The organism is Geoalkalibacter subterraneus (genome assembly GCF_000827125.1).
GTDB lineage: Bacteria > Desulfobacterota > Desulfuromonadia > Desulfuromonadales > Geoalkalibacteraceae > Geoalkalibacter_A > Geoalkalibacter_A subterraneus.
This window is the reverse complement of record NZ_CP010311.1, coordinates 1043243-1065441: the sequence shown is the minus strand read 5'-3', so window position 1 is coordinate 1065441 and position 22199 is coordinate 1043243. Positions and strand designations below refer to the sequence as shown.

The following is a 22199-nucleotide window of genomic DNA, read 5'->3' as shown; positions in this document are numbered from 1 at the left end:
GTTAGCGCGACGCACCGACGGACGCCAGCAATGAGAGCAGAAGATCGATCTCGCTGGCATCCGGCTTCCCGTCCATGGCGGACATCCCCGCCAGGCGAGCATAATCGGAAGGGTCGGAATGCAGAGCATGCAATACCAACTTATCGACCCCGTTTCCCGCAGGGAGTTCGATATCGGCATAATGACTGCCACGTTCAAGATAAACTGTGCCAACCTCTTTTTCGGCCAGGAATGAATTAAGCGGTTGGCTCCTGGAGCGTCCTCCGTTAAAACTCAGGGTTGCAGACTCACTCCCCACTCCGGTCAAGGCGACGCGATATACCCCGTCCCGCTCGACACGAAAATGCAGACGTACGCGAGCCGGCGTCGTCCCGGCCCGCAGCCAGGCACCCTCGCTGGGCACCCCCAGGTAGCGGCTGGTTTCAATCTGCGCACCGCCGGGGGAAGATGAGGTCTCGGCCTCAATGCTGATCTTCTGCGGCATGGGAGGCAGGCAGTTTTCCGCAGCCAAAAGCCGAACAGCCGTCACCGCCAGATCAGACCGACTCAAAGGCGCTTGCGGTCGCCAGCCGTTCAGAGGCTCGATCTTCGGCAACGGCGCCGCCCTTAACTCCAGGTAATCAATGGCAGCGCTGGGGGGGAGATCGACAACAATTTCCTGGGGACCGGCTTCAAGAGAAAACGTTCCCAAAGGAACCGTTTCGAATCGATTGCCGGCAGATGCCTCCACCTCCCGTCCTCCGATGCGGATACGGTGGCCGGGCAAACGCAAGGATGCTGTTATGTGGTAGCTTCCGTCACGGGGGAGAAGAAACTGTAAGTGCGCGCGCGTTTCCGTGGCGATCCCGGCCAGCCACCCTTCTCCACTGAAAGGACCGAAGTTTTCAAAAGTTTTGACCGCAACCAGATCCTCGGGCTGATGGGCTTCTTCGGCTTCGACGCGAAAAACGCGCTCTCCCGAGAGAATTTCCTGATAATCACTCTCCTGCGGCTCATCGGGCAACCCGAAAGACCACCCCAGGGCATCGACCAGAGCCACCATCCAGTCACGCTGGGTCAGGGCCTGTACAGACGAGGCCGGCGCAACCAGACAGACCAGACCCAGCAAGACAAAAATCGAAACGACGCGCTTCCCTACCCTCATAAACTTCCCCTCTCATCACCCATTCACCGCATAACTTCTGGAGGATATAGCATAAATCTTTCCGGTTTGAAATGTCGCAGCTTTCTCAACCGCTTCTTTTTCAGATGCGGCCCCGTCTTGATCAAAAAAATGCCGGGTTCGAAAACCCGGCATTCGCGGCCCGCATCAAGAGGGCATAATACATCCATTCAATCGAATCGAGTAACTAATCCAAAACCACCAGCAGGTCATCCTGCTGAACGGAATCACCTTCCTTGAAGAGCACATCGACAACCTTGCCATCCTGCTTGGCCTTGACATTGGTCTCCATCTTCATCGCCTCGGTGGTCAGCAGGGTGTCGCCCGCCTTGACCTCGTCTCCCGCTTTGACCAGCAGCTTGAACACCTTGCCCGGCATGGGCGCACCGACGTGTTTAGTGTTGCCGCGCTCCGCCTTCTGATGCGCGCTCTCATCGCTGACAACGGAGAGGTCCTGCACCGTTACCTGACGGGGCTCGCCGTTAAGTTCAAAGTAGATGTTGCGCGAGCCGTCCTTCTGCAGTCCACCGACCGCATTGAGACGTACGATCAAGGTTTTGCCCGGCTCGATATCGATGTTCAGCTCGTCGCCGATCTCAAGACCGTAGAAAAACACCGGGGTCGGAAGCACAGAGGTGTCGCCGAAATCCTGGCGATGGGCATCGAACTCTTCCCACACCACGGGATAGAGGGCGGCGGAAAGAACATCACGGTCTTTAACGGGATGGTCGACCTTGGCTTCCAGCTCGGTTTTACGGGCCTTGAAGTCAACGGGCTCAAGCAGCTCACCAGGGCGGCAGGTCAGCGGCTTCTCGTCCTTGAGGATGATCTTCTGCAGGTCTTTGGGGAATCCCCCCACCGGTTGACCGATCATGCCTTTGAAGAAGTCCACCACCCCCTGGGGGAAAGTCAGTTCCTCACCCCGCTCATAAACATCCTCAGGTTCGAGATTGTTCTGCACCATGAACATGGCCATGTCGCCGACGATCTTGGACGAGGGAGTGACCTTGATTACATCACCGAACATGTCATTGACTTTGCGATACATCAGCTTGCACTCTTCCCAGCGGTGTCCAAGACCCAGCCCTTCGACCTGAGGCTTGTAATTACTGTACTGGCCGCCGGGAATTTCGTGGAAATAAACCTGGGCGGTGCCGCTGCGCAGTTCGGACTCGAATGGCGCATAATAGGTCCGCACCGTTTCCCAGTAATTGGCCAGTAGCTGCAGACCGTCCTGGTCGAGTTTCGGATCCCAGATGGTGCCTTCAAGAGCCGCCAGCAAAGCATTCATATTGGGCTGCGCCGTCAAGCCGGAGACTGAAGAAAGTGCGGTATCGACAATATCGACGCCCGCCTGGGCCGCCACCAGCAGCATGGCGCCGCCATTGCTGGAGGTGTCGTGGGTATGCAGGTGGATGGGAATGCCGATCTCCTGCTTGAGCGCCTTCACCAGTTTTTCGGCGGCAAAGGGCTTGAGCAGGCCGGCCATATCCTTGATGCCAAGAATGTGGGCGCCCATCTTTTCAAGCTCTTTAGCCAGGTCGACATAATACTTGAGAGGATACTTGTCCCGCTTGAGATCAAGAATGTCACCGGTGTAGCACATCGCCGCTTCGCACACGGCGCCGTTGTCCAGGACGGCATCCATGGCGACACGCATCCCCTTGGTCCAGTTGAGGGAATCGAACACGCGAAAAACGTCGATTCCACCGCGAGTCGCCTCGGCCACGAAATTCTGCACCACATTGTCGGGATAATTGGTGTAGCCCACTGCATTGGAACCCCGCAGCAGCATCTGAAAGAGGACATTGGGGATCTTCTCCCGCAAGCGGTCAAGCCGCTCCCAGGGGTCTTCCTTCAGAAAACGCATGGACACGTCGAAAGTCGCACCGCCCCACATCTCCAGCGAGAACAGCCCGCCGCCAAGCACGCTGGTCGCTTCGGCAATGCGGTCGAGATCAAAGGTGCGGAAGCGGGTCGCCATCAGCGACTGGTGGGCATCGCGCATGGTGGTGTCGGTCAGCAGAAGCTTTTTCTCTTTCATGGCCCATCGGGCCAGCCCCTCGGGACCTTTCTCCCGCAGGATATCGCGAGTCCCGCGCGGCCGCGGCGTATCGTAATGCATCTCCGGCGCTTCTGCTTCGCGCAGGTCGCGGAACCGCAGCGCCCTCTCCTCCGTGATGCCGGGATAGCCGTTGACCACGGTGTGGCCGATGAAACGCAGCAATTTATTGGCGCGGTCTTTCTTGACCCGAATCTGGAACAACTCGGGATGATTGTCGATGAAAGAGGTGTCGCACTTGCCCTCGAGGAAAAGCGGATGCGTGATCACGTTTTCAAGAAAACCGATATTGGTCTTGACTCCGCGGATGCGGAACTCCTGCAGGGCGCGGTCCATGGTGCGCGCAGCATCGGGAAAAGAGCGGCCGAACGCGGTAATCTTGGTCAACATGGAATCGTAATAAGGCGTAATCTGGGCCCCCGCATAGCCTTGTCCGGCATCAAGGCGCACCCCGAAACCAGCCGCCGTCCGGTAGACCTTGATCGTTCCGAAATCCGGGGCGAAACCGTTCTGGGGGTCCTCGGTCGTCACCCGGCACTGGATCGCGTAGCCGCGCAGCTCGATATCTTCCTGGTTCGCGATCCCGATTTCGGGATCGGTCAGCTTGTAGCCCTGTGCCACCTGAATCTGCATCTGCACCAGGTTGCGGGCGGTCACCATTTCCGTGACGGTATGTTCCACCTGAATGCGGGGATTGGTCTCAATGAAATAAAAATCGCCGTTCTGGTCGAGAAGGAACTCCACGGTGCCCGCATTGATGTAATCGACCGCCCGGGCAATCTTCATGGCGGAATCGCAGATTGCATGGCGGGTTTTTTCATCCAAACCCAGCGACGGCGCGATTTCAATAACCTTCTGGTGACGACGCTGTATGGAACAGTCTCTCTCAAAAAAATGAAAGATGTTGCCATGCTGGTCACCGAGAATCTGCACTTCGATATGTTTGGGCTTCTCCAGATATTTCTCCAGGAAAACCGAAGGATTGCCAAAAGCGGCCTTGGCTTCGGAAGCCGCTGATTTGAGTCCTTCAAGCAGTTCCTTCTGGTTGCGGGCCACGCGCATGCCCCTTCCGCCACCGCCTGCTGCAGCCTTGACGATAATCGGATAACCCGACTCCTTGGCAAAAAGGAGAGCCTCCTCCTCTGTTGTCACCGGATCCGCAGTGCCAGGGACTACAGGCACGCCGGCCTCAATGGCCACATGACGCGCGGAAACTTTATCACCAAGGCGTCTTTGAATTTCGGGCGTCGGGCCTATAAAGGCAATGCCCGCCCGCTCACAGGCTTCGGCAAATTCGGCGTTTTCAGACAGGAAGCCGTAGCCGGGATGAATCGCATCGACTTCCTTTTTGCGGGCCAGGTCGATGATCTCGTCAATGGAAAGGTAGGCATCGATCGGCCCCTTCCCCTTGCCGATCAGATAAGCTTCATCAGCCTTGTAGCGATGCAGCGAGATCTTGTCTTCCTCGGAATAGATTGCGACGGTCTTGATCCCCAGTTCCGTGCAGGCACGGAAGATCCGAATTGCAATCTCACCCCGATTGGCGGCCATAATTTTTTTGAATTTTTTTACTGCCATTAAACCTCCTTCAGCCGGCTTCCCCACCAACAACGGTTTCAAGTTGACCCCAAAGTCAAAAACACTTTATGTTTTTAGTAATACTTAAATTTTACAGTGATTTTAAAAGGTTAGGTCGTGCGACACAGGAAATGCAATCTAATCAAAGCCTTTTTTCGGTGTCAAGGTAAAATATTGTTTTAATTCACAAACTATTGAAATTACTGTCGAAAAAATTCTCGTCCTCGCACCATTTCCCACATATCGCACCACGCCGTGCATACCTGAAAAAAGGCGGGCCATAAAGACCCGCCCTTCTCTTTTCACCGCTTGTTCTCAATTCTAAGGATAATGCGTGCCTGCGGGATCGATGTGCCTACTCTTTTTCGGCACCCGACCGCTCAAGAAACGGCGTGAGCAGGTCCATGGGCAGCGGGAAAATAATCGTCGAATTTTTCTCCGCCGATACTTCGGTCAGAGTCTGCAGAAATCTCAGCTGCAGAGCCCCTTTTTCCTTGGAGATGATATGTGCCGCATCGGCCAGCTTCTTCGCCGCTTGAAATTCCCCCTCGGCGTGAATGACCTTGGAGCGCCGCTCCCGCTCGGCCTCGGCCTGACGTGCCATGGCACGCTGCATCTCGACGGGCAGGTCGACATGCTTGATCTCGACATTGCTGATCTTGACCCCCCAGGGATCGGTCTGACGATCGAGAATTTCCTGCAGGTGCAGGTTGATGCGATCGCGTTGAGCCAGCAACTCATCGAGTTCAGACTGGCCAAGGACACTGCGCAGGGAAGTCTGCGCCAGCTGACTGGTGGCGTAAAGATAGTTTTCAATTTCGATCAGCGCCTTGTCGGGGCTGATGACGCGAAAGTAAAGCACCGCGTTGACTTTGATCGAGACATTATCCTTGGTGATCACGTCCTGCGGCGGAACATCCATCGCTACGGTGCGCAGACTGACTTTGACCATGCGATCAATCCCAGGGATGATAAAGCGCAGTCCCGGCCCTTTCACTCCCGAAAAACGGCCGAGACGAAAAACCACGCCACGTTCATACTCGACCAGGACCCGCACCGCACTGGCAATTAATGCCACCAGCAGCGCGAAAACGACGATCCAGAAAACACTGATGGGCAAACCCATGGTCATCAACCTCCACCTGAAAAAGAAAGTATCGTTTCACCACGAAGGGGTCGTAGCTTCCATGACAAGGGTGTCTGGCGCCACGGATGGCGCCAGTCAAACGGCCAGGGATGGCGGAAAGTGTCCCTTGTCATGGGAGCTGCGACACCTTCGCTGCACCGCCAAGTTGAATAGTGACCCAAAAAACATCTTCTATCTGGAACCCGGCTCCACGCGGCGCACGTGCAGGCGCATGTGATCCAGCAACTCCATGACCTCGACAGGCTCCCCTTCCGCGACCGGTTCATCTGCCACCGCGTTCCAATATTCACCATGCACAAAAACCCGCCCCTCCGGCGAGAGCGCCGTCACCGCAGTGCCCTGCTCGCCGACAATTCCCTCTCTTCCCGACACAACCCGGGACATCTGAGTACGCGCAACAAAATAGACAATCAGAATAAAGAAGCTGGTGCTGACCGCAATGGTCGCCACAATGACCGCTCGTGAAATCTGCAGATAAGGCTGTGCGGAATCGATCAGCATGAGAGACCCCAGCGCCATGGACAGAATGCCGCCTACAGTCAACATGCCGTAGGACTGTACTTTGATTTCGAGGATAAACAGGATCAGCGCCGCGACGATCAACAGCACACCGACGTAATTAACCGGCAGCATCTGCAAGCCGAAAAAAGCCAGCAGCAATGCCAGTGCACCGATAGCGCCGGGGAGAATAACGCCAGGTTGGGACAGCTCGAGAAATATCCCGAGAAATCCCAGCATCAACAGCATATAAGCCACATTGGGGTTGCTGATGGTCGTGAGAATTTTCTGTCGCCAGTTCATCTCGATCCGTTCAAGGACGGCATCGGCGGCACTGAAATGCAGCTCTTCTCCTCCCCGAAGGTAAACACGTCCATCGAGAAGACTCAGCATCTCCTGTACGTCTTCCGCAACAAAATCGACAACTCCGAGTTCAAGGGCTTCATGGGCCGGGGTAGAGACTCCTTCGGTGACGATCTGTTCGGCCCAGTCCTGGTTGCGGCCGCGTTGTTCCGCCAGACTCCGCGCGTAGGCAACCGCATCGTTGGTCACCTTTTTCATCATGGCCTCGCCCTGCTCGCCACCACCCGTGGGAGGTGTGAGTGAAACCGGTGTGGCGGCACCAAGATTGGTCCCAGGCGCCATGACGGCAAAATCTGCGGCCAGCGTTATCAACGCGCCGGCGGAAGCCGCTCGCGCACCATGGGGGTAAACATAAACAATTACGGGGATGCGCGAACCGAGAATGGACTGGATGATCTGACGCATGGACGTGTCCAGTCCACCGGGCGTATCAAGCTCCAGCAGAACGGCACGCCGTTCAAGGCGGTTGGCGCGCTCGATCTCGTCCTGAACAAAGCCGGCCACCACCGGGTTGATGACATCAGCGACCGGCAACACAGAAAGGGTGTCCCCTTCACGGCAATGGGCAGCGGACGGGACCAGGCCGGAAATCACCAGGCACATCAGGCCAAGAAGAAATGTAAACCGTTGAAATCGCACCATAGAGAAAGATTAGCCGATGGTCGATGCTTGTCAATCTTCCGCTACCATTCGCGGCGAGGAATTAAATGGGAACGGTCGTACTCTTATCTCCGCGAAATTGTTGCGCTCAATCCAGTCGTCATGGTATGGATATTGGATCGTCAATTTTGTGACGGACATGTGGCGTTGAACCATTGGAGGGAAGGCTACGGCATGAAATCCAGCACACAGATTCTCGTGATCGACGACGAGGCACACAATCGGCAGGCACTCACTCTGCTGCTGTCTCATTCGGGCTATCAGGTTCAGTCAGCCGTCACCGGCGAAGAAGCCCTGGAGATCATGGAGAAAAAACCCTTTGAAATCATCATCACCGACCTGTTTCTGCCCGGCGTGAGCGGCATCGACATCCTGAAACGCGTCAAGGAAGACAGCCCCTACACCAGCGTCATCCTGATTACCGGCAACGCCTCGGCGGAAACTGCAGTTGAAGCCATGAAAGAAGGGGCGTTCGACTATATCACAAAACCCTTCAACTTTGAAAAACTCAAGGTCATCGTTGCCAAGGCGGTGGAAAAAAGCCGCCTCGTGGCCGAAAACCTCTATTTGCGACAACAGCTCAGAGGCAAATACAAATTCGACAATATCATCGGCAACAGCCTGCCGATGCAGCAGGTTTTCTCCCGCCTTGAGCGCATCGTCAACACCGAGTCAACCATTCTCATCCTGGGAGAATCGGGCACCGGCAAAGAGCTGGTCGCCAAAGCGATCCACTACAACAGCCCCCGCAAGGACAAACCCTTCGTAGCGATAAACTGCGGCGCAATCCCCGCCGACCTGCTGGAGAGCGAACTGTTCGGCCATGCCAAGGGGGCATTTACAGGCGCCGTTTCGGAAAAAGCCGGCAAATTCGAAGCGGCTGACAAAGGGACGATCTTTCTGGATGAAATCGGTACCATGCCGATGCACCTGCAGATGAAACTGCTGCGGGTCCTTCAGGAGCAGGAAATCGAGCGTATCGGGACGACCCGCAAGGTCAAACTCAACGTGCGGGTCGTTTCCGCAACCAACGCCGACCTGGAGGATCAGGTCAAAAAGGGGCAGTTTCGCGAAGACCTTTACTATCGCCTCAACGTGATCCCGATCGAGCTTCCGCCGCTCAGAGAACGACGTGAAGACATCGCCCTTCTGGCGCGCAATTTTCTGCAGAAATTCTGCCAGGAAATGGATCGCTCGCTGATGTCGATCTCCCCCGCGGCCATGACGGCGCTGGAGAATTACGCCTGGCCGGGCAATGTGCGCGAGCTGGAAAACCTCATAGAGCGCACGGTGGCGCTGACAGACAGCGAGATCATCGAACCGCAGGACCTGCCCCCCTATATCGGCGAAGCCAGCGGCACGGATTCGGTGCTGGCCAGCGCGCCACGCGTCACCGAGTCCGGCGTCAATATGCCTGAAATCATCGGCAATATTGAACGCACCATGATCCAGGAAGCGCTCGAGCTGAGCAATGGCGTCAAAGCGAGGGCCGCAAACCTGCTCAGCATCAATCGCACAACCCTGGTTGAAAAAATAAAACGCCTGAAAATTGAAACCTGACAACCGCATATCTGCGGCAACAGTAGCGCAGTGACATCACCGCGCCCCTGCATCTCAGGAGTTCGTTCTCGAAAAGATCGCAAGTCATTTATGAATCGTTTTTTTGTTCATGCAAAAACGAAAATATTATGATTTGCAAAGGTCGTTTTCATGGTGTAACAGGTTTTAATACCAACCGGTGACATGGTGAAAAAGAGGGAGGGGACTATGGAATTTTCCGATCAGGACAACCAGGCCTTCTTTGAAGAATTAAGTCAGCTCTATTTTCAGGACCAGGAGCAGTTTGAACTAAGACGCAAGGCGCTCATCGAAGAAACCATTCAGACCTTTCCGGAGGATTTTCAAAAACGCGCTCACGGACTTCAATTCACGATTGAAGCACGACTACAGGCGTATCATGACCCGATCATGCGCATGAACAAGATGGTCGAAATCTTCTGGGAACATTTCGCCAATTTTCAGGAAGTCGTCAACAACCCGGAAAAAGTCATGCGCGAACGCCAGAATGCGCGGAGAGAAGCGGCCGTTCTCCCCTTCCCACGCCCCAGGCATTGAGCAGGCCCCTCAGTCCCGCAGTTCACGCAAGCGGTGCAGGACCTGTTTCATATCCTCCCAGACCTCGCGCTTCATCGCCGGCTTTCGCAACAGAAAGGCGGGGTGAAAAGTCGGCATCAGGGCAATTCCCTCATACTCCCGCCAATGACCGCGCAACCGGCTGATAGGTGCGGAATCACGCAGCAGGGTCTGTACGGCGAAGCGGCCCAGGGCAACAACAACGCGGGGGTTGATCGTAGCCAATTGACGTTTGAGATAAGGCTCGCAGTGCTCGATTTCTTCCGGAAGGGGGTCGCGGTTCCCCGGCGGGCGGCACTTGACGACATTGCAGATATAAACCTGATCGCGATTTAAGCCCATGGCGGACAGAATACGGTCAAGCAGTCTGCCGGCCTCACCGACAAAGGGCTCCCCTTTTTCATCCTCTTCTCGACCCGGCCCTTCCCCGACAAACACAAGTTGCGCCTGAGGGTCTCCAACGCCAAACACCACATTCCGGCGCCGCTTGCTCAAAGGGCAGCGCTGGCAGTTGTGCAATTCAGCAGCGATCTCTTCGAGGGTCTCAGGGCGGCACCCCATCTTCTCATCGTCGGACGGTCGCTCGCCGACCGGACATCGAGGCAACTCGGACGGCGGGTCCTGAACAAAAACCTCATTTACGCCGAGGTGTTCGAAATCCTGCAGCAGACCACGAACCTGAGCGCACAGATCGGCAATTTCTTTTTTATCCGAAGAGGGCATCATCACCTTTACACTCACCGCAGGGTGTTCTATCCTTTTTGTGACGCATCACAATTATTAAGGACCTCATGGTTTCGAAAATATTTCTGGCCGTCGTGTTAGCCATGATTCTGTGGCCCGGGGATGCATATGCCTGGGGCATCGGCATCCACCTGCAACTCGGCAGCCACATCCTCGACAACCTTCAACTCCTGCCGGCGGCACTTCGGGGGCTGCTCGCGGCGCATCCGCATGATTTTCTCTATGGATGCATCAGCGCGGATATCACTCTGGGCAAGAAGTTCACTCACTACCTCAACCACTGCCATTCCTGGCGGCTGGGACGCAAGATTCTTGCAGCCTCCGTCACGGATCGACAGAAGGCCTGCGCTCACGGCTACCTGGCCCACCTGGCGGCCGATACCATTGCGCACTCTTATTTCGTGCCCTTCAAGATGGTGCGCACCTACAATACGCTGATGCTCAAACATGCGTATTGGGAACTGCGCTTCGAGGCCACGGTCGATCCCGAGATCTGGCGCATCGCCCGCAAAATCGCGCGCAAGGATTTCCGCGAAAACGACACCATGATGCGCAGCGTGCTGTCGGATACCATCTTTTCCTTCAATACCAACAAACGCCTCTTCAACTCACTGCTGCTGCTCAACCGTCTGCAACAGTGGCAGAAGGTGCTGCGCTCCATCTCAATCACCTCGAAATACGATCTGCCCGGCGAAAGCCGTGACGAGTACCTGGACCTGGCCAAAGAAGCCACCGAAAGCATCCTGTGCGAGATGGATGGCAGCCCTTACTGGAAGGCCGATCCCACCGGCGAAAGAGCATTGTCCGCCGCGCGCATGGTGCGCAAGAACCTTCATCTTCTCCATATGGACGGCAAACTCGGCGACGAGCAGTCTGAAGAAATCATACTCGGGTTCAAAAACTGTTTCCGCGAGGGGATCACCCGGCCCCGTGAAATCCTCGATCTTCTGTCGAACTGTGAAGCGGTGGAACGCAAGACCGCTTAGCACGCGGAACTCCCCAAGGTTAGCCACGCAACGCAAGAATGCGGTCGAGCAAACGGTGGGCAACCTCATCCTTCGACATCTCCGGCAGGATCTCTTCACTGCCGTCCGGCGCGAGCAGCCGAACCACATTGGTATCGACATCGAAACCGGCGTGCTGCTGGGTGATATCGTTGGCAACGATCAGGTCAAGATTTTTCTCCGTCAGTTTCTTGCGCGCATTTTCCAGCAGGTCACGCGTTTCGGCGGCAAACCCGACCAGAGTGCGATGTCCCTTGCGGCGGCCGAGTTCCGAGAGGATGTCCGGATTTTTCTCCAGTTCAAGATTCAGGGCATCGGTATTGTGTTTTTTCATCTTGTGTTCAGCGCGATGGGCAGGCCGATAATCGGCAACGGCAGCGGCCTTGACGATAATAGTGGCCTCGTCGCACCGGGCCAGCACAGCCTCTTTCATTTCAGCGGCGCTCGTCACGCAGATGCGCTCGACGCCAACGGGCTGCGGCAACGCTGAGGGGCCGCTGACCAGCACCACCTTTGCGCCGCGCAGGCGCGCCGCACGCGCAATGGCGTAGCCCATCTTGCCGGAGGAGTAGTTGCTGATATAACGCACCGGGTCGATCTCCTCCCGAGTTGGGCCCGCGGTGACCAGCACCGTCTCTCCCGCCAGATCATTGGGCAGCGTCAGCCCAATGGTCTCCTCGAAGATCTCCGCCGGATCCGCCAGCTTGCCCTTCCCTTCCCAACCGCAGGCCAGAAATCCCTCCACGGGCTGCACGAAATGGTAGCCCAGCTGTTCCAGATCCGCCTGGTTACGTTGATAGATCGGGTTTTCCCACATGTTGACATTCATCGCCGGCGCCAGCAGAACCGGGGCCTTGGTCGCCATGATGGTGGTGGTCAACAGGTCATCGGCAATACCGCCGGCAACTTTACCCACCAGGTTGGCAGTGGCGGGCGCCACCACGAAAACGTCGGCCCGGTCGGCCAGCGAGATGTGCCCCACTTCACGTTCACTGAGCAGGTTGAACATCTCGGTGTGCACCGGGTTGGAGCTCAGGGTCTGCAGCGTCAGAGGGGTTATAAACTCCTGGGCGCCGCGCGTCATGATGACATGCACATCGGCGCCGGCTTTGACGTAGAGCCGGGTCAGCTCGGCCGCTTTATAGGCGGCAATGCCGCCGGTCACACCCAGGACGATCGTCTTGTCATGCAGCATGAAGGATATCCTGTCGTTAGGATGGAGCGATCCTGCAGGAGGCGCTCATCGCAGAAAAGGATTCAGCACTTTCTCCCGACCGATGGTGCTGTCCGGCCCATGTCCGGGATGAACCAGGGTTTCATCCGGCAGCACCAGCAGATTGTCGCGGATGGCGCCAAGCAATTGGTCGAGATCGCCGCCGGGTAGATCGGTGCGGCCGATGGATTGGGCAAACAGGGCATCGCCGGTAAAGACATGGGGCGCCACATACAGTGAAATGCCGCCCGGCGAATGGCCCGGAGTCGCCAACACCGAGATTTCCAGATTTCCAAGCTTCAGGGTCTCTCCCCCTTCGAGCAGGCGGTTCGGCTGCGGCGACGGCTCGGTTTTAAAGCCGAAGGTCGCGGCATGTTCGCCGGCTTTGTCAAAAAGGGGCAGATCATCCCGGTGGAGCAGAAGCTCTGCACCAGTCTGCTCCACCAGATAGCGGTTTCCGCCGATGTGATCGAAATGACCATGGGTATTGATCACCATGCGGACATTGAGTCCCCGGCTCTGCGCCAATTCCAGAATCCGCGCCCCTTCGTCCCCGGGGTCGACGACTGCAGCTTCCAGGGTTTCCGGACAGGCGATGATAAAACAGTTGACCTGCAGCGGCCCGACCGCCAGACGTTCTAGAATCACAAGCTACTCCTTCTCGGAATTTTCAGTGGAAAACAGATCCAGACTTTTGCCGCGCAGCTGCTCGCCCAGAGTGAAGCCTTTATTGGCGCGGCGCCGGGGGCGATCCTCTTTATTGCTTTGCGTGGCGTCTTTCTTCGCGGGCGCAGCCGCAGGTTTAACGGCAGGCTGCGGCGTGGTACGCGCTTGGTCTGTCGATGGCCGGGAGTCAGCCTGATCGGACAGAACTTCATTGGCCGGCGTTGCGTCCTTGAAAAAGTATCGATCATAAAGCCGGTGATAGCTGGTCCAACCGCTCGGATTGTCCGGCTCACGTTCAATATGGGTACGCACGCCGTTGATCTTGGAGTCCAGATCGTCGAGGAAATTCAGGATAACCGCTTCAACCGTCTTGGGCCGTTTGGGGGAACCATACTCGTACTGCCCGTGATGCGACAGAAGCAGATGTTTGAGCAGCACCGCGGTTTTGCGGGGGAACCCTTCAAGGTCACGGATTTTATCTTCGACCAATTCTGTGCCGATGACGATATGGCCGATCAGCTTGCCTTCATCTGTATAGTCGAAGGATCGCGCATAGCACAATTCATCGATTTTGCCCACATCGTGCAGCAGAGCGCCGGTCACCAGCAGATCGCGATTGAGGCCGGGATAGCGCCCGCTGACGTCGTCAACAAGGTCGGCCACCGCCAGGCTGTGTTCCAGCAACCCGCCAAGGTAGACATGGTGCATGGCCTTTGCCGCAGGGGCCATGACAAAACGCCTGAGAAAATCGTCATCGGCCAGGAAGCTCTCCATCAGGCGGCGCAGATGGCTGTCGCCGATGTTTGCAACTTTGTCGCGCAGCCTGGCCTCCATCTCCGCAGGATCACAGTCGGAGGTCGGCAGGTAGTCGCCCAGATCGATACTCGCCTCATCGAGGCGCTCAAGGTCCTGCACGACCAGCTGCATTTTGCCCATGTAGACACTCGCCTTGCCGCGAGCGAAGATGAAATCGTCCTTTTCAAAACGGCTGGAGAATTCATCGACCCGGTCCCAGACCCGTCCTTCGATCTCACCGGTGCGATCCATGAGCTTGAGCGTCATGTAGGGTTTGCCGTTCTTGGCCATCGCCATGATTTTATCGCGCACCAGAAAGGGGCACTCCACCCAGTTACGTTCCTTTACATCCTTGACATAAACCTGCTTCACTCAAATCTCCTGTTGCTGAAATTGGGCAATGATCGCATCGGCGATGCGCAAACCATCAAGAGCGGCACTCATGATGCCGCCGGCGTACCCGGCGCCTTCTCCGCAGGGGTAGAGGCCGGGGTGCGAAACGGATTGGCCGTTCGCATCGCGCAGGATGCGCAAAGGCGCAGACGTCCTGGTTTCGACGCCGACAAGGACCGCCTCGGCAGTGATGAAGCCGCGCATGCGTCGGTCGAAATGCGGCAGCGCCTCTCGCAGGGCGTGAACCACAAATGGCGGCAACACCCCGTCAAGATCCGCCTCAACCACCGCAGGACGGCAGCTCGAGCGCACAGCCCCTCTGCCGCGTCCGAGAAAAGTCATCAGGTTCTGGGCCGGTGCCCGGTAATTTCGGCCGCCGGCCTGAAAAGCAGCCTGCTCCAGTTTCCGCTGAAAGGCAATCCCGCCCAGAGGGCCTGGTTCGGGAAAGTCATCGGGACGCACCGTCACCACAAGGGCACTGTTGGAATAGCCGCCGGCCCGATTCAGATTGCTCATACCGTTGACCACCAGCGCCCCGGGCTCGCTGGAAGCATTGATAACCTCTCCCCCGGGGCACATACAGAAGGAATAGACCCCGCGCCCATCGGACTTGCGGTTGTAGGTCAACGCATAGTCGGCGGCACTCAAGCGGGGATGGGCGGGCACGCCGTACTGGATGCGATTGATGAGCGCAGCCGGATGCTCAACCCTGACTCCCACGGCAAAGGGTTTGGGCTCAAGGGCAACGCCTGCGTCCACAAGCATAGCATAGGTATCGCGGGCACTGTGACCGGGAGCAAGCACCAGGGCGTCACAGGGGAGTATCCTGCCGGAAGCGAGACGTGCCGCACGCACACGCTCCTTTTCGCACTCCATCCCGATGAGCCGGGTACGAAACTGGACTTCAACCCCTTTTTCCTGCAGGGATGCTCGAAAGTTTTTCAGGATCCGCCTCAGCCGGTCGGTCCCTACATGGGGTTTTGCATCGACCAGTATCTGCTCGGGAGCGCCAAGGTCCACCAGTGTTTCGAGGATAAGGCGCATAGCGGGGTGGTTGAGACGGGTGGTCAGTTTGCCGTCGGAAAAGGTTCCCGCGCCACCCTCGCCGAACTGCACATTGCTCTCCGGGTCAAGATGGCCGTCCTGCCAGAACGCGCCGACATGGTGAACCCGCTCTTCCACTGCACATCCGCGCTCCAACAGGGTCACCGGCACCCCGGCACAGGCCAGGCGCCAGGCGGCAAACAGTCCGGCCGGTCCCATGCCCACCACGACGGCCCGCCGTTTTGTATCAAGACGCGGTATGTCCGGGTGTGCACTCGGCTGAACCTCAGCCAGCTTCGCAACGCGGCGGCATTCAAGATCGGCGGCGGTTGCGTCATCCACCGAAAACTCAACGGTATAGACGACAAACAGGGCTGGACGCTTGCGTGCATCCACAGCCCTGCGCGCTATCGTCAGATCGGCAACACGCTCCGTCGGGATGCCGCAAATCCGGGCCGTTTCCAGGCGCAGATGACGCTCATCATCCCGCTCGAGGGGCAGCCGTATGTCGCTGAGTCGCCATCGCCTCAAAATACGACCACTCCGGATTCAGCCATATCGAAATTCACGAGGCAATCACCGGGAACTGGATGTGAAAAGTCGTGCCGTCTCCATTGTGCTTTTCGACATTGATGCGCCCGCCGTAGCCCTTGACAATACGCAGCACGACCGAGAGACCCAGCCCCGTGCCACGCTCCTTGGTGGTAAAAAAGGGATCAAAGATGCAGTAAAGGTTTTCGTCGGGGATCCCGCCCCCCGTATCGGAGATCTTGATGTGAAGGGTATCTTCGGCACTGTACATCGCAACCCGCAGCGTTCCTCTCTCGGGCATCTCGTGCAGCGAATTGACAATAATATTGTTGAATACCTGGGAAATTTCGTGGGGATCGGCGTCAAGCTCCGGGATATCAGGAGAAATCTCCGTCTCCACTCTGATATTCTGCATCTTGATCTGCGGTTCGAATATTTCCAGGCAGTTTTCGATCTGCCGGACCAGGTTTACGCGCTGCAGGGTGACATGGGGCTTTTTGCGCGCGTCGAGCAACTTGACCAGAATCGCATCGATCCGGTCAACCTCACGGATGATTTTATCCGGATACTCTTTAAGGTCGGCGCATTGAGAGACGGATGATTTGAGAATCTGGGCAAACAGGCTGATGGAATTGAGGGGGTTGCGGATTTCATGCGCCATGCCGGCGGAGAGATGTCCAAAAGCGGCGAGCTTCTCCGCCTGGATAATTTCCATCTGGGCTTTTTCCAGTTCGGCGCTTTTCTCCGCGACACGCCGTTCAAGTTCCTGGTTCCACTCCTCGATTTCGCGCAGCAGTCTTTCACGCTCTTCACGCAATTCCTTGTTGTGAAGTTCAATACGGCGAATGCGCAGGACATTTTCAATTCGATCGAGCAGGTCCTGGTTGTTGAACGGCTTGAGGATATAGTCGGAGGCACCGGCCTTCATCAACTCGACGGCGATCTCCTCGCTGCCCTTGCCGGTGAACATGATGACATAGGTGCGGGGGTGCTGCTCCCGGATCTGCTTCAGGGCAGTCATGCCGTCCATGACCGGCATCATGTAATCGAGCAGAACCAGGCTGATCTCTTCGCGAGCCAGAAGCTCAAGGCCCTCTTCGCCGCTTTCGGCCGTAAGAACCTCGAACTCCCGGTTGCGCAGGATCATGGAAGTCAGCTGCAGAATGACCCGCTCGTCATCTACAACAAGAATTTTTTCAGGCGCTTCGCTCAAGGAACCATCCACCGAACGTATTGAAAATCCGGCTGTCAGCATACATTGCGTCCGCGTCGGTTGACAAGGGCAAACCTGAATCAGAAAAGGCAGCCGGAGCTGCCTTTTCTGATTCATTGGTTATATGGTCGGGCCTGTGGCGATCATTCTTCGTTGATACGAATCGTCATGACCGGCACGTTCGATTTACGCACCACTTTTTCAGCCGTGCTACCGAACAGAACATGGTCGAGTCCGGTCCGGCCATGAGTCCCCATGACAATCAGGTCGGCCTGCTGCTCATCGGCTTTCTTGATGATTTCGTCATAGGGAATGCCGGGCAGGATAAACGGCTCATAATTTTTAAAGTCGCCAAGGTGGGTGCGGCAAAACTTTTCCATCATTTTCTGTGCGCCCTGCAGAATCTCTTCCTCAAGCTTCTCAAAAGAGATATGGGGGACATAGAACCCTCTCAAGTCGACAGGCTCGTTGATGACGTGAACCAGCAGAAGGCGCGCGTCATATTTCCTGGCCAGCGAGAAAGCATACTGAAACGCATAATCGGAGCTTTCGGAAAAATCGGTGGCGTACAGAATGTTTTTGAATTCCTTCATGACATTGTCTCCCATGGCCGGAACCAATCGCCCTTGTCAGACACTGGCCTGATTGTTCTGGCTGAAAAGTTTGTTCATGACCGACTTGAGTTCATCAATTTTAACGGGTTTGTTGATATATTCGAAAGCCCCCAGGTTCATGGCTTCCAGGTAAGACTCCACACCGCCGTAGGCGGTGATCATGATGACATTGATGCCGGGATGGCTGCGGTGAAGCTCTCGCAGAAAAACCATGCCGTTCATGCCCGGCATGTGTATATCGCTGATCACCAGACTCACCCGGTGGTCGCGGATATAATCGAGCGCCTCGGCACCGTCGCAGACACTGTCCACATCATAGCCTTCCTGCGACAACAGTCGGCTGAGTCCGATACGGGCGTTTTCTTCATCGTCAACAATAAGAATTTTTCCCATATGCATGTCCAAAAAAACAACTCCCAGAACCTGATTTTCATAACAACATTAAAAACGACCCGAAAATTGTTCGTATCTTCACCGACTGACCCGGCGATTTTGAATTATTTGCAATTCTACCACGGGCCAAAGGCCTGTCAAGCGGACATAAACCTTATTGCGGCCAAAATTAGAAACAATACAAAGAAGACTGTTTTTTTCCTTGACAGCTTTGCGGTAAGACAAAGTCCTTTTGGCTCCAGAAAGAAGAAATTACCCTGAAAGGCGATATTTTATTGCCGTTCCGCGGGGGCACCTTCATCCGCCGAGCCCCAGCAATCGATCAGACTGCCAACCAGTTCACTGCACAAACCAGCCGCCTCGCTTCCCGCTGCAAGCACATCCTCGTGAGACAAGAGCACATCGGCAACGCCGGCCGCATGGTTCGAAATCAAGCTGAGAGCGACAACATCCAGACCGCGATAACAGGCCATAATGGCTTCGGGCACCGTTGACATGGAAACAGCGTGACCACCAAGCATCTCGATCATGCGCACCTCAGCCGGCGTTTCATAGCTGGGCCCCGGCAAAGACGCCAGCACCCCTTGATGCATGCGGATGCCACGGCTTTTCAAACGCTGATTCAACGCAGGATACAAATCCTTTCGGTACAGGCGGCTCAGGTCGATAAACGCATCGGAAAGACCGCGCAAAGGGTTGTCACCGGTCAGGTTGAGATGATCCTCAATGAACAAGAAATCACCGGGTCGAAAATGGGCGGGAACACCACCTGCCGCATTCGTCAACAGCAGACGGGGGCACCCTAGGTCAGCAGCCAGTTCCACCGGCCGCACAACCTCGCAAGCCCGGTACCCCTCATACAGGTGATAGCGTCCCTGAAAAACCAGCAGTCGCCAGCCATTGAAAGTTCCCGCCCACAGACGAGAGCGGTGCCCGGCGACAGAAGCTGCGCCGAATCCGGGAATCTCACAATAGGGGATGGATTGGGCATCCACCAGCCTGTCTACCAGCCCCCCCCACCCGGAACCAAGCACAACGGCCAGGTCGAAAACAGAACCGGCTCGGAGAGCAAATCGCTCTTGAACAAAAGCGGCGGCGAGAGATGAATGCTTGTTTTCAAGACTCATGATGAAAGGCCGAGGAGATGGTTGACCCGTTCGAGAAGAAAGTCAGGTGTGAACGATTTGCCGATAAATTCGTCGGCTCCCGCCTGCTGAGCGGCCTGCTGATCGACCTCTTTGCGGAAAACACCGCTCATGGCAAGAATACGCGTATCGCGCAGAGCGGCACGGGCACGAATGGCCTTCATCAATTCATACCCGTTCATTTCGGGGAGATTCAGATCAAGGATGACCAGATCGGGGCGGAACCGCTCGATGATGCGCAAGCCCTCGGCGCCGTCAGCAGCCTCGTGAAATTCGAAATTGAGAGGAGTCAGCACATCACGAATCAGCTCGCGAAAATAGCGGGCGTCTTCAACGAGCACCACCTTGGGGCGGGTTTTCTGCAGCTCAGGGGCGGTGGTCTTCTGTGAGGCACTGGATTTGGCAGCCAGGTCCGCGGCAACCTGAACCGGGAAGATGTCGTTGCATTTCGGACACCGCACACGGGCTCCGGCCCGGACTTTTTCATCCCTGATTCGATAGCGTGCTCCGCATTGTGGACACCTGAGCTGCATTTATTTCACCTGCCGGGGAGAATCACTCCCCCGTGATTATAAGAATCTTAGAATTATTATCAAAATCAAGCGGTTTATCATCGAGTTCCAGATTTACCGCCTCGGGCTGCTCGACGATGAGTTCGGCCTGCTGCTGTATCCGCCATGCCAGCACAGACCCTTCACGCAGCTCATAATGCTGGCGCGGGCGCTGGTCGATGGCCACCTCGAGTTGTGTCGCGGCGACGGCCCGGATTTTCAGAGCGGCTCCCGGAGCCACCGGAGGCGGAGAGAAGAAGTCAGCGGGGGCGGATGCTGGATCTTCGTTGATGAGTGCCGGCGTCGCGGGGCTAACAATGGAGGGAAGATCCTCCACCGGATTGGTGACTTCCGTCCGAGCCTCACCCTCAGTCTCCGTCACAGTACCAGCATCAGAAGATGGCGGGGATGCTCTATTCTGCACAGGATCCACCGTTCCGGGCGCATCCACCGGCACCTGCGACTCAGGAAGAAGGCCTACGACACCGGGTTTCTGAGTCAGAAAATAACCGATCGCCAACCCAATAAGGATCAGAACCGTGATAAAAAGAAAAAGCAGCAGAGACCGCCGGGGGGAACTGCGTTGAACCGGTTGAACCAGCCCCGTCTCGATACGACGCAGTTCACTGTCGACATCGGCCACGGCAGGGCGCTGCTGCTGATAGACGTCAAGCAGAGTCTCAGAGTCAAGTCCCAAAAACTCACTGTAATTGCGTAGAAAACCTTTGACGTAGGTTTCCGCCGGGAATTCCTCGAAGCGCCCCTCTTCCAGAGCTTCGAGAAAGGCGGTTCGCATGCGGGTCTGCCGCGCGACATCGTCCAGGGACAATTGACGCTCCCTGCGGCGGTTTTTTAATATATCGCCGTAAAATTCGGTTTCACTCATAGCTACGCCAGGGTCAGGGTGATAACAGTCGGATGAATTTAACCGGCTGTTTTTTCACAAAAGCTTCAAATAGTTTTCAGCCTTGCGTGACAATTCCGAATCGGGTCGCAGGGAGATGGCTTTTTCAAAAGCCTCTCGGGCTTTGCCATCCTCCTTGCGTTTCATGTAGGCCAGCCCCAACTGGTAATAAGCCTCAGCATAACCGGTATCAATTCTGGTGGCTTCAAGAAAAGACTCGATCGCAGGCCCCGGCCGGCCCAAGGCCTGATAAGCCCGCCCCATGTGCAGATGGGCTGGCGCATAGCGGCGATTTTTTTCGAGGGACTGCTGGAAATATTCAATAGCTTCCAGAGGCTCCCCCTTCTCCAATAAAGCAGTCCCCGCTCCGGTGAACGCCACCTCCGGCTGTGCAAACAACAAATCTCCGGCGGCAAGACGGAAATATTCTACCGCGTCATCCCAACGCTGCATATCGAGATAAAGCGCCCCGAGATTATTGTAATAGCCCGGATCCCCGCCGGAGAGACGAACGGCCTCGAGGTAATGTTTCTCGGCTTCAGGGTAGGCCTTTTTCAGATGATAGGTCTGCCCCAGGACCTGATGCAGATTGGCATTGCGCGGGTCAAGTTCGACCGCTTTGAGAAATTCACGCAACGCCTCCGTGACGTTGGGCTCGCGCAGATAACTGACTCCCAAGGCGTAATGGGTTTGGGCCGCTTGCCGGTCCTGGTTTGCCGGGGCGCACCCCCACAGCAGCATCAAAGCAACAACCAGGACTATCGTACGCACAAATGGAACCACAAGCATCTCCTTGAAAACCAGGCACCTCAAGCGGCGTCTGAGATATACGAACTTCTCGTTTCTTGTTCAATAAGCGGCAAACAGGCGCCCGAGATTGGCGATCACTCGCTGTCGTCGCGCTTCCATCTCTTTATCGGCAAAAGATCCGCCGGGACCGCTCACCTGCACAGGGTCCGAGGCACCATCCCCCGACGAGATGTCACCGTTTTTTACAGGGGCCGGCATGCCCTGTTTCAAAGGCAGATTGCGCCAAAGCGCATCGCGTTCATTCTCCTCCAGATGATCCCATTCCAGATCAACCATGAGATATCCCATGGCTTCGACGAAGTACAGCGCTTCATCCAGAAGGGAAGCGACCCGGGCTGCGGGGACCGGCCCATCATCATCGAAGTAGAAATAAAGCCGCCCAGCCTCGTGCAATTCCAGCACAACCGCGATACGCGCCGCATCTCCTTCAAAGAAGACGCAGACAAAGGCACCGGCCTTCTGCCCGGGAACTCCGGGCAGAGAAACCTGCACCGGGTTGATTGAGCGATACAGGGTCAACACCTGGTCGGCTTCAACCGCAAGGCTGAGTCTAGTTTCGTCGGGCAGAAACATCAT

At 56.3% G+C, this 22199-nt stretch carries 20 protein-coding genes; 3 read left to right on the top strand and 17 right to left on the bottom strand.

Features of this window, described 5'->3' with window-relative positions:
- Position 1 precedes the first annotated feature (1 nt).
- From GSUB_RS04780 to GSUB_RS04765, 4 genes are all read right to left on the bottom strand, one after another.
- Complete coding sequence (locus GSUB_RS04780) at positions 2–1144, bottom strand: hypothetical protein (protein WP_040199464.1); 1143 nt, start codon at positions 1142–1144, stop codon at positions 2–4.
- 205 nt (positions 1145–1349) lie between these two features.
- Complete coding sequence (locus tag GSUB_RS04775; RefSeq protein ID WP_040199462.1) at positions 1350–4802, bottom strand: pyruvate carboxylase; 3453 nt, start codon at positions 4800–4802, stop codon at positions 1350–1352.
- 355 nt (positions 4803–5157) lie between these two features.
- The gene (locus tag GSUB_RS04770; RefSeq protein WP_052465053.1) at positions 5158–5928 is read right to left on the bottom strand and encodes a slipin family protein; all 771 of its coding nucleotides are present in this window, start codon (positions 5926–5928) and stop codon (positions 5158–5160) included.
- 192 nt (positions 5929–6120) lie between these two features.
- On the bottom strand, positions 6121–7452 hold the full coding sequence (locus GSUB_RS04765; protein ID WP_052464557.1) for an NfeD family protein: 1332 nt from the start codon (positions 7450–7452) through the stop codon (positions 6121–6123).
- A 192-nt stretch (positions 7453–7644) separates the two neighbouring features.
- Between GSUB_RS04765 and GSUB_RS04760 the strand changes: the two genes are divergently transcribed.
- On the top strand, positions 7645–9030 hold the full coding sequence (locus tag GSUB_RS04760) for a sigma-54-dependent transcriptional regulator (RefSeq protein WP_040199459.1): 1386 nt from the start codon (positions 7645–7647) through the stop codon (positions 9028–9030).
- 207 nt (positions 9031–9237) lie between these two features.
- A complete protein-coding gene (locus tag GSUB_RS04755) occupies positions 9238–9585 on the top strand; it encodes a DUF3135 domain-containing protein (RefSeq protein ID WP_040199457.1) in 348 nt (115 codons plus the stop codon).
- 9 nt (positions 9586–9594) lie between these two features.
- Here the strand turns inward: GSUB_RS04755 and GSUB_RS04750 are convergent, their stop codons facing one another.
- Complete coding sequence (locus GSUB_RS04750) at positions 9595–10344, bottom strand: uracil-DNA glycosylase (RefSeq protein WP_235269910.1); 750 nt, start codon at positions 10342–10344, stop codon at positions 9595–9597.
- Positions 10345–10394: 50 nt separating this feature from the next.
- Between GSUB_RS04750 and GSUB_RS04745 the strand changes: the two genes are divergently transcribed.
- On the top strand, positions 10395–11333 hold the full coding sequence (locus tag GSUB_RS04745; RefSeq protein WP_040199455.1) for a zinc dependent phospholipase C family protein: 939 nt from the start codon (positions 10395–10397) through the stop codon (positions 11331–11333).
- Between the two features lie 19 nt (positions 11334–11352).
- On the opposite strand, the gene coaBC is transcribed toward GSUB_RS04745, so the two are convergent.
- The 12 genes from coaBC to GSUB_RS04680 form a co-directional block, all read right to left on the bottom strand.
- Positions 11353–12546, bottom strand: coding sequence for a bifunctional phosphopantothenoylcysteine decarboxylase/phosphopantothenate--cysteine ligase CoaBC (gene coaBC / locus GSUB_RS04740; RefSeq protein ID WP_040199453.1), 1194 nt, complete (start codon positions 12544–12546; stop codon positions 11353–11355).
- Positions 12547–12591: 45 nt separating this feature from the next.
- A complete protein-coding gene (locus GSUB_RS04735; RefSeq protein ID WP_040199450.1) occupies positions 12592–13212 on the bottom strand; it encodes an MBL fold metallo-hydrolase in 621 nt (206 codons plus the stop codon).
- Positions 13213–13215: 3 nt separating this feature from the next.
- Entirely contained in the window at positions 13216–14397 is a 1182-nt protein-coding gene (locus tag GSUB_RS04730; RefSeq protein WP_040199449.1) for a 3'-5' exoribonuclease YhaM family protein, read from the bottom strand.
- Positions 14398–15993 (bottom strand): NAD(P)/FAD-dependent oxidoreductase, encoded by a 1596-nt coding sequence (locus tag GSUB_RS04725; protein WP_144401949.1) that lies wholly within the window; start codon positions 15991–15993, stop codon positions 14398–14400.
- 34 nt (positions 15994–16027) lie between these two features.
- On the bottom strand, positions 16028–17248 hold the full coding sequence (locus tag GSUB_RS04720; protein WP_052464555.1) for a hybrid sensor histidine kinase/response regulator: 1221 nt from the start codon (positions 17246–17248) through the stop codon (positions 16028–16030).
- 101 nt (positions 17249–17349) lie between these two features.
- Positions 17350–17799, bottom strand: coding sequence for a universal stress protein (locus GSUB_RS04715; protein ID WP_040199448.1), 450 nt, complete (start codon positions 17797–17799; stop codon positions 17350–17352).
- A 36-nt stretch (positions 17800–17835) separates the two neighbouring features.
- A complete protein-coding gene (locus GSUB_RS04710; RefSeq protein ID WP_084211753.1) occupies positions 17836–18213 on the bottom strand; it encodes a response regulator in 378 nt (125 codons plus the stop codon).
- A 272-nt stretch (positions 18214–18485) separates the two neighbouring features.
- The gene (locus GSUB_RS04700) at positions 18486–19340 is read right to left on the bottom strand and encodes a purine-nucleoside phosphorylase (protein WP_052464553.1); all 855 of its coding nucleotides are present in this window, start codon (positions 19338–19340) and stop codon (positions 18486–18488) included.
- The gene (locus tag GSUB_RS04695; protein WP_084212192.1) at positions 19337–19891 is read right to left on the bottom strand and encodes a response regulator; all 555 of its coding nucleotides are present in this window, start codon (positions 19889–19891) and stop codon (positions 19337–19339) included. The genes GSUB_RS04700 and GSUB_RS04695 overlap by 4 nt, the downstream gene beginning before the upstream one ends.
- A 22-nt stretch (positions 19892–19913) precedes the next feature.
- Positions 19914–20795: a helix-turn-helix domain-containing protein gene (locus tag GSUB_RS04690; RefSeq protein WP_040199445.1), complete on the bottom strand. Its 882-nt coding sequence runs from the start codon at positions 20793–20795 to the stop codon at positions 19914–19916.
- 54 nt (positions 20796–20849) lie between these two features.
- Complete coding sequence (locus tag GSUB_RS04685) at positions 20850–21596, bottom strand: tetratricopeptide repeat protein (RefSeq protein ID WP_158414040.1); 747 nt, start codon at positions 21594–21596, stop codon at positions 20850–20852.
- A 66-nt stretch (positions 21597–21662) separates the two neighbouring features.
- Positions 21663–22199, bottom strand: coding sequence for a hypothetical protein (locus GSUB_RS04680; RefSeq protein ID WP_040199442.1), 537 nt, complete (start codon positions 22197–22199; stop codon positions 21663–21665).